The sequence below is a fragment of the Agromyces protaetiae genome (genome assembly GCF_004135405.1).
In the GTDB taxonomy this organism is placed as follows: Bacteria; Actinomycetota; Actinomycetes; order Actinomycetales; family Microbacteriaceae; genus Agromyces; species Agromyces protaetiae.
In genome coordinates this window covers 3,566,808-3,580,031 of record NZ_CP035491.1, presented here as the reverse complement: position 1 = coordinate 3,580,031, position 13,224 = coordinate 3,566,808, and the positions used below count along the sequence as shown (strand labels likewise).

The 13,224-nt window shown below is 66.7% G+C and carries 13 protein-coding genes and 1 tRNA gene; 11 read left to right on the top strand and 3 right to left on the bottom strand.

Features of this window, described 5'->3' with window-relative positions:
* The first annotated feature begins 81 nt into the window (after positions 1 to 81).
* From ET445_RS16595 to ET445_RS16585, 3 genes are all read left to right on the top strand, one after another.
* Positions 82 to 969 carry a glycosyltransferase family 4 protein gene (locus ET445_RS16595; RefSeq protein WP_165314441.1) on the top strand — a complete coding sequence of 296 codons (888 nt, stop codon included), beginning with the start codon at positions 82 to 84 and terminating at the stop codon, positions 967 to 969.
* The gene (locus ET445_RS16590; protein ID WP_129192257.1) at positions 966 to 2,213 is read left to right on the top strand and encodes a hypothetical protein; all 1,248 of its coding nucleotides are present in this window, start codon (positions 966 to 968) and stop codon (positions 2,211 to 2,213) included. The genes ET445_RS16595 and ET445_RS16590 overlap by 4 nt, the downstream gene beginning before the upstream one ends.
* Before the next feature lie 447 nt (positions 2,214 to 2,660).
* Positions 2,661 to 3,668: a polysaccharide pyruvyl transferase family protein gene (locus tag ET445_RS16585; protein WP_129192256.1), complete on the top strand. Its 1,008-nt coding sequence runs from the start codon at positions 2,661 to 2,663 to the stop codon at positions 3,666 to 3,668.
* A gap of 43 nt (positions 3,669 to 3,711) precedes the next feature.
* Here the strand turns inward: ET445_RS16585 and ET445_RS16580 are convergent, their stop codons facing one another.
* Positions 3,712 to 4,941 carry an O-antigen ligase family protein gene (locus ET445_RS16580; RefSeq protein WP_165314440.1) on the bottom strand — a complete coding sequence of 410 codons (1,230 nt, stop codon included), beginning with the start codon at positions 4,939 to 4,941 and terminating at the stop codon, positions 3,712 to 3,714.
* Positions 4,942 to 5,311: 370 nt separating this feature from the next.
* Between ET445_RS16580 and ET445_RS17385 the strand changes: the two genes are divergently transcribed.
* From ET445_RS17385 to ET445_RS17380, 7 genes are all read left to right on the top strand, one after another.
* Positions 5,312 to 5,644 carry a hypothetical protein gene (locus ET445_RS17385; protein ID WP_165314439.1) on the top strand — a complete coding sequence of 111 codons (333 nt, stop codon included), beginning with the start codon at positions 5,312 to 5,314 and terminating at the stop codon, positions 5,642 to 5,644.
* A gap of 146 nt (positions 5,645 to 5,790) precedes the next feature.
* On the top strand, positions 5,791 to 6,288 hold the full coding sequence (locus tag ET445_RS16570; RefSeq protein ID WP_129192253.1) for a hypothetical protein: 498 nt from the start codon (positions 5,791 to 5,793) through the stop codon (positions 6,286 to 6,288).
* Positions 6,289 to 6,334: 46 nt separating this feature from the next.
* On the top strand, positions 6,335 to 8,173 hold the full coding sequence (locus ET445_RS16565; RefSeq protein ID WP_129192252.1) for a DUF4012 domain-containing protein: 1,839 nt from the start codon (positions 6,335 to 6,337) through the stop codon (positions 8,171 to 8,173).
* Between the two features lie 83 nt (positions 8,174 to 8,256).
* Positions 8,257 to 8,754: a sortase gene (locus ET445_RS16560; protein ID WP_129192251.1), complete on the top strand. Its 498-nt coding sequence runs from the start codon at positions 8,257 to 8,259 to the stop codon at positions 8,752 to 8,754.
* A gap of 174 nt (positions 8,755 to 8,928) precedes the next feature.
* Entirely contained in the window at positions 8,929 to 9,792 is an 864-nt protein-coding gene (locus ET445_RS16555; protein WP_129192250.1) for a universal stress protein, read from the top strand.
* Positions 9,789 to 10,631: a hypothetical protein gene (locus ET445_RS16550; RefSeq protein ID WP_129192249.1), complete on the top strand. Its 843-nt coding sequence runs from the start codon at positions 9,789 to 9,791 to the stop codon at positions 10,629 to 10,631. Before ET445_RS16555 ends, ET445_RS16550 begins: the two co-directional genes overlap by 4 nt.
* Positions 10,583 to 10,939 (top strand): DUF418 domain-containing protein, encoded by a 357-nt coding sequence (locus ET445_RS17380; RefSeq protein WP_165314438.1) that lies wholly within the window; start codon positions 10,583 to 10,585, stop codon positions 10,937 to 10,939. Before ET445_RS16550 ends, ET445_RS17380 begins: the two co-directional genes overlap by 49 nt.
* On the opposite strand, the gene ET445_RS16545 is transcribed toward ET445_RS17380, so the two are convergent.
* Positions 10,922 to 11,398, bottom strand: a complete 477-nt coding sequence (locus ET445_RS16545) for a VanZ family protein (RefSeq protein WP_165314437.1) — start codon at positions 11,396 to 11,398, stop codon at positions 10,922 to 10,924. The genes ET445_RS17380 and ET445_RS16545 overlap by 18 nt on opposite strands.
* Positions 11,399 to 11,543: 145 nt before the next feature.
* On the opposite strand from ET445_RS16545, the gene ET445_RS16540 reads away from it, so the two are divergent.
* The gene (locus ET445_RS16540; protein WP_129192247.1) at positions 11,544 to 12,845 is read left to right on the top strand and encodes a UDP-glucose dehydrogenase family protein; all 1,302 of its coding nucleotides are present in this window, start codon (positions 11,544 to 11,546) and stop codon (positions 12,843 to 12,845) included.
* A gap of 276 nt (positions 12,846 to 13,121) precedes the next feature.
* Here ET445_RS16540 and ET445_RS16535 read toward each other — a convergent pair.
* Positions 13,122 to 13,198, bottom strand: a tRNA-Pro gene (locus ET445_RS16535).
* Between the last annotated feature and the right edge of the window lie 26 nt (positions 13,199 to 13,224).

The following is a 13,224-nucleotide window of genomic DNA, read 5'->3' as shown; positions in this document are numbered from 1 at the left end:
CAGAACCGCGCGGATTCGATCGGTGCTGAACGACGCGGGGTACTTAGGACGGCCTTCTTGATTCTGCGAGGCAGATACTCAGTGCTCGAACTGAACGAGCCGACAATGATACGCATCTGGCCGGCCTTGGGTTTGTACTCGACCGCATTTCGCATAGCGCGTCGCTTCTCACGCGAAAGGAAGCGTGCAGTCCTGTACGCCATCGACAATCTGGATCTCCTCGCATCCATTAGGAAGAAGGTTCCTCGCCCATGGACGGGTTTCGCGGTGGCGACGGCGAGATTGATGATGCGATACCTCATCTCTACGTTCGATCGGATTGCATTTGGGAGCGAGGGTGCGAAAGTTGCCTACCTCCAGGTCGCAGGCGGAATCCTCGCGCAAAAGGAGACACGCTTGGTGCCGCAAGTACCTGCGCGGTGTGCGTGCGCCTATACGGCTGAGATGGCAAAGAACCCCGGGTCAGTGCTCTTTGTGGGCTCCCTCGAACAACGCAAGGGGATACGGCAGCTCCTCGAAGCGTGGCCGATTGTCGTGGGGGATCTTCCCAACGCGACGTTGACGATCGTCGGTACGGGGCCACTCGAACAGGAGGTTCGAGAATGGGCGCGTGACCACGATGTCGAGTTCGTGCATGACCCGGCGCGAGAACGTGTGCACTTCGAGTTCGCCCGTGCAGAATGCGTGGTTCTGCTTTCGCAGCCCGCGGACTACTGGCGCGAGCAAATTGGACTGCCGATTGTCGAGGGGTTGGCACACGGATGCCGGGTCGTCGCGAGTGAGCAAACTGGAATTGCATCTTGGCTCAAAGAGAGTGGTCACACGATCGTCTCGTCGGCCGCGCGCGGAAACGAGGTTGCGCGTGCGATTGAGGCGGCCGTGGCAAGGGATGACCTCGCTGAGGAGATACTGGCGCAATTGCCGAAACGGCACACTCGGCTCGATGCCGACGAATGGTTAACCTCTTGAAACGATTTCTCAAGGGGGGCACTCCAACAATTCTGGCCGCGGCGACCCAGGGATTTGGACTAATCCAACTCTTATTGCTGGTCGGCGGTTCAGGCGCGACGAAGGAGTCAGACGCGTACTTCTATCTGATCAGCTGGGCGCAACTCCCGACGCAAGTTGTGCTTTCTGGGTATGCCTACCCCGTGTGGCTCAGTGCGTCTACGCCGGCCCGCCGCTTTCGCTTCGTCCTCTTAGCGACACCGATTTTCACCTCGATCGGAGTCGTAGTTGGAAGCGTGCTCTTCGGGCGGCTCTCCGGTGGATACTCGGGATTAGTCGGGCACACCGTTCTATTTGTGTTGTTGGGTGTGATGTTGTCGCTAGGCTGGGCCCTTGCGCTCCGTCGCTCGGCCGAGGGTGACACTGTCTGGATATCGAGTGTGACATTGGTATCGAACGTGCTTTCCTGTTTGGTGTTGTTGGGGGCCCTCGGGGCGCCGTCAGTCGTCAAAGTGAGCGCCATGGTTTCGGCTCAACTCATTGGGTTGCTCGCATACTTGATCCTGATACTCGCGAGGAATCGAGGGTTATGGCGACGAGTGATTTCAGCCGGAGACGGGAGCGACCTCTCTGCGTCAAGTCCCGCTGCCCGACACGAATGGTTTCTCCTTCAGGCGGCGGGCGGCTATGGGGCGATGTTGTCGATTCAGACCGTTGCGGCTGCTCTGCCAGCTTCAGCGCTTTCGGTTCTCGGTCTCGTCGGGCGTTTCTCGTCCGGACTCACGAATGTAGTAACCAACGCGATTGTCCCAAGACTCATTCACCGCGAGTCCCAAACCGGAGCTGTCGCGTTCAACTACCTGCGTCTGCTCGCGGTCGTAGTTGGTTGCTCACTCCCGATTCTCACCGTCGTGGCTGCGCTCCCAACATTTGAGGGCATAGCTCAACTTGTCGCGACGTCGATCCTCGTTCTTGCTTGGTTCCTTGCGGCAGCGCTCAATGCCACGACGAAGCGGGTGGCTGTGCGTTTCCTCAGCCCTCGAATCTCGCTGCTCTCGCTGGCACTGAACATTTCTAGCGCAGTTGCGCTCCTCGCCCTCCTGGCGCTCGGCCGACCAACACTCGTTGCCGTTTTGCTCGCTTCCATCTCTCTCGACCTGCTGCCCGGGGTTTGCCTAGCTGTACTTCTTAGGCGACCGTGGGTGGCGGTCGCGATTACTGCGGTCGTGATCGCCAGCTTGATCGCAGCGGCGCCGCATCTCTAGCAAGACCACTAGCCCGTGACTTCTTGAAAGGAAAGCAAGAATGAGTCTGAAGAGTGATGTCAGATCGACATCCGTTCACTTCTTGCGAAAGCTGAAGAATGGCCCTGTGATCCGTCTGCTTGTCGCGGCCACCACCGGAGGATTCTTGCGTGGCAAGCTCGCTCGGCGAGTCTGGGCGATCCAAGGAGTTGAAGTGGCGTTGGGAGCGCACGTCTCGAGAGGGGTGCGCTTTGCCAACACCAACGTGAAGGTCCACGACGGGGCCGTCGTCGGCGCCGGTGTCCAGTTTCATGGCACAGCGAGAATCGAGGTTGAGGGCGGAGTCGTCATACCCTCGCGGTCGAGGATATCCACATACACAATCGGACTTATTGAGTACCCGCTCTTGCTGGCCGATGGGCAGAACCACGGACGTGCGGCACATGATTTCAACGGACGGAGTTTGCTTTGAAGGTCGACCTGATCGGAGGTTGGGGCTACAACAACCTAGGTGATGAGGCGATCCTCGCCGGGTATATCGAGTTACTCTCTGACGTCTCGGAAGTGAGTGTAGCGAGCGTAGACGTGGCTCGGACCGCACACGCTCAGCGCCCTGGTATTCGTGTGCGGCCGGAAGGTAGGCCATCACGAGGTGACGCGGCGATACTTTGCGGTGGCGGATATCTCAACGGCTCTTGGGTACCCGAGATCTTCGGTAAGCTGCGACGGCAGCGGCGCGACATGGGATCGGCTCCGGTTCGCGTGGTCAGCAGCGTTGAGGTGCGCGGAATGGCGTCTGGGCGCCGGGCTCGCTTGCTCAGGAACACACTTTCCGGATCGGCTGTCAGCGTCAGGGACGTTCAGTCTCAGCAGGAACTTCGCCGTCTCGGCATCGAGTCAGAGGTAATGCCAGACGCCATTGCATTGCTCTGGCCCTACCTTGATCGGTATCAAACGCCGGTACCGGAAGCCCGCGGAAAAGTGCTCATCAACCTGCTGGACATCGGGCGTCGACCTGACGCTGGTGAGAGCGAGGTCGATCCGACAGAGTTCATTCGCTTGGCGGACGAGCTTATTGATTCGCTCGGAGACCGCGCTGTTGGACTTGTGATCGGCGACGGTGACCTAGCGTTCATGCGTAGATATCGGCATCTCCAACTCGCAACACCAAGAAGCGTTACTGACTTGGTTTCTTTGATTGGTGAGGCGGACGCGGTCCTTAGCGTAAGGATGCACCCGGGCCTCATCGCGTCAGCGATGGGGACGCCGGTAGTTGCCATCCCGTACTGCGGTAAAGTTCGGCCGACCCTTCAGCGGATAGGTGTGGCAGATTCGATACTCGTTGAGCTTGATAGGAGTCGAGTGGATCGGCAGTTGCGCACCGTCGTTGACCGATCAGCAAGATGGCGGGAAGCGCACAATCTGAAGAAGGATTGGCTCCTTGCCAGACTCGGAATGGCGCCAAGTGCTTCGTAACTCGAAGAGGTGATTCTCTGATGGTCGCTTTGGCGACGAAGCTTTAGCTCGCGTGGATCGGCAAGGGGCGAACGCTCTTCGACCTGAGCGACTGACTCGCGTGCTCACGCGGCCATCTCGTTACCGTTCCGAGCAGGATTCCTATGAGCATGGATGCGCCGGACTCAACACCAAGAGGAAACGGGGCGACATAGCTGGCGACGAGCAGACCGGCCAGCGCAGCCGACGCGCCGACTACCGGGGTAGGGGCATCTGTCATGCGGCGCATCAACGGGACCAGAAACACCAGCAAGATCACAGCAAGGCCGACGATGCCCGCTTTCACTCCGAGCCAGAGATAGAAGTTGTGTCCGTAGTAGATGCCGGATGTGGCGGTGAAACTGTCTGGTGAGCCGACCGGAACTCGGTACGCCTCCCCCATACCGTGGCCTTGAATCGGACTCTGCATCCAAGATGAGAGCAGCAGTTCACTCTCACGGTTCCGGTACTGCGCTGACGTATCAACGGAGATGACTGCAGGACTTATGCCATCGACCACGCGGGCGACGTAGGCGTTGATTTGGACTGCGAGCCACCCAAGCGGCCCCTCGGAGCTACTCGCGATTGCGAACCCGTACATCACCCCCGCGGCTACGCCACCGAAGACGAGCGCCACCAGAGCGGTCATTGCAGAACGGAATAGCCGACTGGCGACGATTGCGTAAATGACCGCAACGCCAACCGCGAGAATACTGTTCCGGGAGAAACTAAAGAACACAACGATGAGCCCTGGGATCAGCCATGGCGCGACAGTACGGAGACGCGCGCGGTGCGTAATCACCAATGCGAGCGAGATACAAACCGTCGCGAGGGACGCGTGTGTGGCAGACGTCAAGAAACGTTCAGCGCCACTCAGTGCTCGCTCGCCAGCGCCAGCGAACGAGAGACCGGCGTCCTCGGATGCGCCATGCAACTCGACACCGAACTGACCGAGCACGACCATTGTCGCGGAGAACCAAAGCGACCACTTCAGAACTCTCACCGTCTTCATCGCCTCTGGGTAGCCGAACACGCGGCCGGAAACAATCGTCGCAATGCCTACGATGATGAGCCCGCGGGCGTCATTGATCGCGGGGTTGGTCGGGTTGCCGGTGGCGACGCCGAAAACGAGAAACACCGTGGTCAGCCCGAGAACAATCGATCCCGCGACGTCAGTCGACCGGCGGGGTGGACGGCGAGCTAGCACGAAGACGAGAGCGAGGAGCAGCGTGATTTCGTAGAGGTAGCCGCTCATAGCGCCAAGTTGGATGCTGCGCGGGATCACCTTGGGAAATGCAGTATATGCGAGCACAACAGTGACCGGGACTGTGAGCCAAGGCGCGCGGAGGAACCCGATCACAGAGATCGCAGCGAGCAGGAGCCCTAGGCTGACTGCTGGTTGCGCGATGGTGAGGAGCGTGAGTGGCACTACGAGAACGAACGTCACCGCTGGAAGCGACCATGTCGTCGTCGTTCGCCTCATAAGCGATGATCCTACGCGGTGCCGTGCGGTACGGTGCGGGCGCGCGCTGATCGAGCCCGTGGGGGCGACATCCTCGAAGGTATTGACAGTGCCCACAGGAGTTCGCGACTTCTGGTCATCGAGGTTCCCCAGCGAGGGTCGCTTGAGCGGCAACGACACCGTGTTCGAGGGTCGACCGCCGGCCGTCGACATCCTCTATCGGCGGGCGGCGAGTGGGCCCAGTCGGCTGTACATCGCGGCCTGTCGAGACGCCGAAGACGCGATCGCAACGGATATCGAGGGCGTTCCCCAGAGCGTGCTCACCTACGCGCTCGCTGCCGCGTGGGAGTCCGGCGAGGAGCATCCGCCCACGTACTACGACTGGTTCGCCTGGACGGCTGCGATCGCGAGCGAGTTCAAAGCACCCGCCCCGGTCTTCCGGCTCATCGCGCCCGACGACGCCATCCGGAGGCGTCGCGCGTTCGCCCCGTCATAGGCCGACATCAGGGCTCGCAAGAACGCAACGGGTCGCCGCAATCGGAATCACCGCCTAAGGTGTTGCAAAGTGTCGCCTCCGGAGGGGCGAGACGACACGTCGCCGGAACCTCGGTGATTCGAGCAACACAGAGGGGCACCCTACACATGTTCCGCAGGATTCTCGCAGCAGCGGCCATCGCGGTCGCCGCGGTCATTGCCGTGCCGGTTGCGGCGAACGCCGTGGGGTACACGGCGCAAGGCCCGACGGTAACCGAAGCGGTCGGCGGCAGCGCCGACCTCACGTTCTCGGGCTTCCCCGCGAACACGCCGTCGACGGCGACCGCGCCCGACGCGGTCACGTTGAGCGTGCTCAAGGCGTCGACCTTCTCGCGCCCGACCGACGCGAACGGTTCGGTGACCTACACGGCGACGGCGAGCCAGCCCGGCACGTACACCATCACGGTCACGGCGGGCGGCGTCGTCGCGACGGGCACGCTCACGGTGCTGCCGGCCGACTCCGAAGCGGGCGGCGACGACGGTCTCTCGGCGACGGGCTACGACGCGCCCGTGCTCGCGATCTGGATCGCGGGCGGCGCGCTGCTGCTCGGTGCCGCGATCGTCGTGGTCGTCACGAGCGTGCGCCGCTCGCGCAACCGCGGCTGAACCCGCCCGTCCAGGGCTGGACGCTCCCGCAGGTACCCTTGACCGCGTGACCGCCCCTGCCTCCGACGTCTCCCGACGAGACGCCCGTCGTCGTGCGCGCCGCGGGCCGGAGCGCCGTCGCTGGGTGCGGTGGGTGCTCGGCGGCGTCGGCGCGCTGCTCCTGATCGTCATCGGCGCGGCGCTCTGGGTCGGCATCCGCGGGCTCCTCGCGAAAGACCACCTCGAGCAGGCGGTTCCGCTCGCGAATGCCACGAAAGACGCCATCGTCGCGGGCGACACGACCAAGGCGATGGATGTCTCGCGCGAACTCTCCGACCACGCCCGCGAAGCGGCCGCGCTCACGAGTGACCCGCTGTGGCGCGCCGCCGAAGGGCTGCCCTGGGCGGGCCCGAACCTCACGAGCATGCGCGTGGTCGCGGCATCCGTCGATCGCATCGCGACGGGCGCAGTGAGCCCGCTCGCCGAAGCCGCCGCGCAGCTCGACCTCGCGGCATTCAAACCCGAGGGCGGCCGCGTCGACCTCGCACCCGTCATCGCGCTGCAGGCGCCCGTGCACGAGGCATCCGTCGCGCTCGCCGACGCCCAGCAGACGCTCGCCACTGTCGCCGACGCCGACGTCATCGAGCCCCTCGCCGACGCGCGCGACGACCTCGCGACCACGCTCGACGAGACCGCCGCCACCGTCGACGCCCTCGACCGTGCCGTGCGGCTCGTGCCCGCCATGCTCGGAGCCGACGGCCCACGAGACATCCTGCTGCTCTTCCAGAACAACGCCGAGCTCCGCACCCTCGGCGGCATCCCCGGCGCCCTCGCGCTCGTGCACACCGATCAGGGTTCGTTCGACCTCGTACAGCAGGCCGACTCGGGCGACTTCCCGCGGTACGACCCGCCCGTCGTCGACCTGCCCGTCGAGACGCGCGCGCTCTGGGGCGACAACACCGCCCGGTTCATCCAAGACGTCACGTTCGCCCCGCAGTTCCCCCTCGGCGCGTCGATCGCAGCCGACATGTGGCTTCGTCAGTTCGGCGTCGCGCCCGCGTCGGTCGTCGCCGTCGACCCCGTCGTCCTGAGCTACCTGCTGCGCGCGACCGGGCCCGTGACGCTGCCGACGGGCGAGCAGCTCACGAGCGACAACGCCGTGCCGGTGCTGCTGCAAGACGTCTACGCGCGCTTCGACGACCCGCGCGACCAAGACGCGTACTTCGCGATGGCCGCCGCGTCGGTGATCGGTGCCGTCCGCGGCGGGGGCGTCGACCCCCGCGCGCTCGTCGAAGCGCTCGTGGAAGCGGGCGCCGAGCGGCGCATTTTGATCTGGAACGCGGATGCCGCGGAGCAGGCGATCCTCGACGGCACGACCCTCGCGGGCGACCTGCCCGTCTCAGGGCCGGGGCGCCAGGCGTTCGGGGTCTACCTCAACGACCTCACGGGCTCGAAGATGGACCCGTACCTCGACGTGCAGTTCGCAGCCGGCAGCATGGTGTGCCGCAACGACGGACTGCCGACGTACGTCGTCGAGGTCACGCTCACGAACACGGCACCCGCGGATGCCGCGACGAGCCTGCCCGAATATGTGACTGGGGGCGGCTCCTTCGGCACGCCGCCCGGCGAGATCTCGACGTCGGTCCACGTCTACTCGGCGCCCGGCACCTTCAATCTCGGAGTCACCCAAAACGGGGGGCAGGTGAATGTGCATGAAACCTCGGATTCGGGCTACGCGCTGTCGAAGGTGACCGCTCGACTCGCCCCAGGACAGGCGGTTTCCTGGCGGTTCTCGTTCCTCGGCGACGTGCCCGAGCAGCGGCCGGTCGTGATCGAATCGACACCGCTTGTTTACGCCCGTGAAGCAAGCGCTCTCACACCAACCTGTGATTCGGCCCTAAACTGATCGACGTGTCACCGTTCTCGGGTCTCCCGGCGGTGCCCTACACACGCCAATGCCGGAAGCAAGCCAACTGAGGGGATGCGTCTATGCTCCGCAAGATTCTCGCAACGTTCGCCGTTGCCGCAGCCGTGCTCGTCGCGGCGCCCATCGCCGCCAACGCCGACGAATACCCCGAGCAGGGCACGCCGGCGACGGTCGCGCCCGGCGAGGTCGCCCAGCTCGGGTTCAGCGGCCTTCCCGCCAACACGCCCGCGACCGCGTCGGCACCAGACGCCGTGACGCTCTCGATCATCAAGGCCTCGACGCTCACGCGCTCGACCGACGCCAACGGCGCGGTCACGTTCGGCGCCTCGGCCACGCAGCCCGGCACCTACACGATCACCGTGACGGCCGGCGGCGAGACGGCGACCGCGACGCTCACGGTCCTGCCCGCCGACTCGTCTGGCGACGCGGGCTCCGACTCGGGCCTGCCGCACACGGGCGTCGACCCCGTGCTGTGGGTCTGGATCGGCGGTGGCGCGCTCCTGCTCGGCGCAGCGCTCGTCATCGTACTCACGACCGTGCGCCGCAACCGCTCCGAGTGAGCCCAGCGCTTCTGCGCACTCTGTCGCGCTCTCTGTAGCGCGCTCGCGAATGACCCGGGTTGGGGGACCCGGGTCATTCGTCGTTCCGGCGGCAGTCGCACACTCGAGGCATCCAATGCTGGCCTCCGCCGCCCGTCCGCGTGAAGATGGGGGTGACCCGACAGGAGGCATCGCATGACGGAGATCGTGGTCGGTGTGAACACCGCCGAGGAAGGCTGCGCGCGCACGGTCACGTGGGCCGCCGAGCGCGCCGCCGCGCGCGGAGCGAGCCTTCGGCTCGTGCACGTCGTCGATTCCCAGATCGAGGCGACGGGCGACGCCGAACTCCTGTTGGCGGCGCATGAGAAGGCGCGCGGATGTCTCGACGCCGCCGTCGAACGCGCCGAACGCGTCGGCGCGGCCGCGGGCGTCGAACTCGACATCGCGACCGATCTCGAGCAGGGGCAGACCGTCGAGGTCTTCGAACGACTCTCCCGCGGAGCCGACCTCCTCGTCGTCGGCAGCGACTGGCACGGAGGCAAACGTCCGAGTCGGCGCGGCGTGCACAGCCTGCGCATCGCGGCCGCGAGTCACGCGCCCGTCGCCGTCATCCCCGACGTCGACGTGAGCGCCCGCCGAGGCGTCGTCGTCGGCGTCGACGGCTCGGTCGAGGGCGAACACGCCCTCGCGTTCGCCGTCGCGGAAGCGACCCGGCTCGACCAGCCGCTCGTCGCCGTGCACGCGTGGGACATCGCCGTCATGGTCGGCGGCGAGTACGGGTACGGCGTCGCGATGGTGGGCACCGACGAACTGAGCCGGGCCGCGGCCGAAGTGCTCGACGAATCCATCGACCCCGTCGCGGCGGCGAATCCCGACCTCGAGATCGTCCGGCGGGTCGTCGCGGGCGACCCCGTCACAGCCCTCGTCGACGAGGCATCCGAAGCATCGCTCCTCGTCGTCGGCAGCCGCGGGCGCAGCGCCCTCGCGCGATTCCTCCTCGGCTCCATCAGCCACGGGGTGCTCGCGCACCTCGAAGGACCGACCGTCGTGGTGCGGTGACCGGCGGCGACGCGCCGGCGACGGTCGACCCGCCGGCGCGCGCCGCCGGCCGCGGCCGCGTCGACGGCGTCGACACCGCCCGAGGTCTCGCCCTCATCGGCATGTTCATCGCCCACGCGGCGCCGGCGGCGACGACCCTCGTGGGGGCGGAACTCCTCGCGATCCCCGACGAGCGATCCCGTCTCCTCTTCGCCCTCACGGCGGGGCTCGCCCTCGGATTCGTGAGCGGCGGCACCGCGCCGATCCCCGCGACCGGGCCGTTCGGCGGCCCCGAGCGCACCCGGCTCCGCCTCCAGATCACGGTGCGGGCCGTCATCCTGATCGCCCTCGGGCTCCTCATCGCAGCCACCCTCGCGCCCCTCGTCTACATCATCCTCGACGAGTACGGCGTCGCGTTCCTCGTGCTGCTGCCCCTCCTGTTCGTGCCGCGCGCCGTGCAGCTCGTCGTCGGCGCGGTCGGGGTGCTCATCGCACCGGGGCTCGCGGTGCTCATCGCGGCGACGCCGTGGGTCGCCGACGTGCAGGCGGCCGGCTACGGACTCCTCACCGAATGGTTCTTCTCGGGGCCTATCCCGTCATCGAGTGGGTGGCGGTCATGCTCGTCGGACTCGGGCTCGCGCGGTACGGCATCGCCCGCCCGCGCGTCGTCGCGTGGACGGCGCTCGCGGGCACGTTCGCAGCCCTCGTCGCGCTCGCGCCCGGCGTCGAGCTCCTGCGCGTCTCGGTCGTGCAGCGCGCGGAGGCGGGCACGGATGCCTCGCTGCAGGCCGCCGCAGTGCAGACCGCTGCTGTGGGGGAGTCGCTCCAGGCCTTCGGCAACGTCGGCGTCTGCGCCGTGATCGTCGCGGTCGCCGTGCTCCTCACCGGACTCGCCCGCCCCGGCGTGCGCCGCGTCGCGGCCGCCGTGCTCTCCCCGATCACGGCGATGGGCGCCATGCCGCTCACGATCTACACGGCCCACCTCGTCGTGCTCGCAGCGGCCAAGCGCGAGGAGAACGGGTTCATCACGGATGACTCGTGGCCGCTCGTCATCGGACTCATCGTCGGGTCGATGGCGTTCGCGTGGTGCTGGCGGAGATTCATCGGGCGGGGTCCGCTCGAAGAACTCATGCGGATCGCGAGCGGCCGGTCACGCACCGCCGTCTGACGGGGCGGTGCCGGGGGCGTCGGCGTCGGCGTCGGGAGTGCGTAGCCGCCGTTGCCGCAGCGCCATCACGAGGAGCACGCCGATCGCCGCGCCCGTCGTATTCGCCACGACGTCGGAGATCGTCGCGACGCGCGACGGCAGGCCGAGCTGCACGAGCTCGATGACCGTCGACACGACGAGCGCGGCGACGATCGGCGGCCACACGCCGAGCTTCGGCCACGCGAGCACGATGAGCGCGCCGAACGGCACGAACAGCGCGATGTTCGCAAGGAACTCGAACACGATCGCCGCGGGCTCGCGGGGAGCCCCGTACGAGGCGACGACGTCGGCCGCCCACCCCACGATGCCCGTCACCCGCCGCGCCGAACGCGCCGGGAGGAAGACGATGAAGCCGAGCACGACGAGGTACGGCGCGAGCAGCACGCGCGCCGCCGTGCGGAGCGCGGCCGGTCGAGACATCCGAGACATCCGTCTCATGCTCCCACGCCGACGCGCACGACCGGCGACCTTCCGTGTATGCCGCGCCGTCACGAGGCGTTCACCGCGCGTTGCGCCGTCCTGCAAGAATGACAGCGACGGACGGACTCCCCATGAGAGGACACCTATGCGCATCTCGGTGATCGGTTGCGGCTATCTCGGCGCCGTGCACGCCTCGGCCATGGCCGAGCTCGGCCATGAGGTCGTCGGCGTCGATGTCGACGAACGCAAGATCGCGGCCCTTTCGGCGGCGCACCCGCCGTTCTTCGAGCCCGGCCTCCCCGAGATCCTCGCGAGTGCGACCGCGAGCGGTCGCCTGCGGTTCACCACCGACATCTCCGAAGCCGACGACGCCGAGGTGCACTTCATCGCCGTCGGCACCCCGCAGCAGGCGGGCGGCGGCGCCGCCGACCTCACCTACGTCGACCTCGCGTTCGAGTCGCTCCTGCCCCACGTCGCCGACGGCGCCCTCGTCGTCGGCAAGAGCACCGTGCCCGTCGGCACCGCCGAGCGGCTCGCCGCGCGGCTCGCTGAAACCGCACCGCACGCCGCGCTCGCCTGGAACCCCGAGTTCCTCCGCGAAGGGTTCGCCGTGAAAGACACCCTCGAACCCGACCGCCTCGTCTACGGCGTCGACCGCCCCGAGTCCGCCGCCGTGCTCGACCGCGTCTACCGGGCCGCGATCGAAGCCGGCACCCCTCGCATCGTCACCGACTTCGCGACCGCAGAGCTCGTCAAGACCGCCGCGAACGCCTTCCTCGCGACCAAGATCAGCTTCATCAACGCGATGGCCGACATCGCCGACGCGACCGGGGCGGATGTCACGGCCCTCGCCGACGCGATCGGACACGATGCCCGCATCGGCCGGCGATTCCTCAACGCGGGCGTCGGCTTCGGCGGCGGGTGTCTCCCCAAAGACATCCGGGCCTTCACCGCGCGCGCCGAGGAGCTCGGCCGCGGCAAGTCGGTCGCGTTCCTCAAGGAGATCGACGCGATCAACCTGCGCCAGCGGCAGAAGGTCGTCGACCTCGCCGTCGAAGCGCTCGGCGGCTCGGTCTTCCAGAAGCGCATCGCCGTGCTCGGCGTGACCTTCAAACCCGAGTCCGACGACGTGCGCGACTCGCCCGCGCTCGACGTCGCGGTCCACCTCAAAGGCCTCGGCGCGGACGTCATCGCCACCGACCCCGAAGGCATCGAGAACGCCCGCGAGCGGCACCCGCAGCTCGAGTACACGACCTCGACCGAAGCGGCCCTCGCCGATGCCGACCTCGTCGTCCTCGTCACCGAATGGCGCGAGTACCGCGGGCTCGACCCCGTCGACACCGCCAGGCGCGTCGCGAACCCCGTCGTCATCGACGGGCGCAACGTGCTCGACCGCGACTCCTGGCGCGCCGCGGGATGGACGGTTCGGGGGATCGGGCGGCCCTGAGACATCCGGATGCCTCGTCCGCGCCCGCGGGTGGTGCAGCGTGGTCGCTGCTCGCTGCTCGCTGCTCGCTGCTCGTTGCTCGCTGCTCGCTGCTCGCTGGTCGCTGATCGCTGCCCACTCACGGGTTTGTCGGACAATCGCGGGTTTGTCGGACGTATCGGCGCGATTTCGTCCGACAAACCGCCGATTGTCCGACAAACCGAGGGCCCCGACCCCAGAGGGGCGGTGCCGGAAACGCGAAACGGCCCCGGAATCCGATGGATTCCGGGGCCGTGCTGGTCGGGGTGACAGGATTTGAACCTGCGACCTCTTCGTCCCGAACGAAGCGCGCTACCAAGCTGCGCCACACCCCGAAGGCGGTGAAGCCTCGGTGGCCCGA

Excerpts from the sequence above, each read along its gene's own strand:
- ET445_RS16545 (WP_165314437.1), bottom strand. The coding sequence starts at position 11,398 with ATGTCTCGACCGGCCGCGCTCCGCACGGCGGCGCGCGTGCTGCTCGCG.
- ET445_RS16580 (WP_165314440.1), bottom strand. The coding sequence starts at position 4,941 with ATGAGCGGCTACCTCTACGAAATCACGCTGCTCCTCGCTCTCGTCTTC.
- ET445_RS16540 (WP_129192247.1), top strand. The coding sequence starts at position 11,544 with ATGCGCATCTCGGTGATCGGTTGCGGCTATCTCGGCGCCGTGCACGCC.
- ET445_RS16570 (WP_129192253.1), top strand. The coding sequence starts at position 5,791 with ATGTTCCGCAGGATTCTCGCAGCAGCGGCCATCGCGGTCGCCGCGGTC.
- ET445_RS16560 (WP_129192251.1), top strand. The coding sequence starts at position 8,257 with ATGCTCCGCAAGATTCTCGCAACGTTCGCCGTTGCCGCAGCCGTGCTC.
- ET445_RS16555 (WP_129192250.1), top strand. The coding sequence starts at position 8,929 with ATGACGGAGATCGTGGTCGGTGTGAACACCGCCGAGGAAGGCTGCGCG.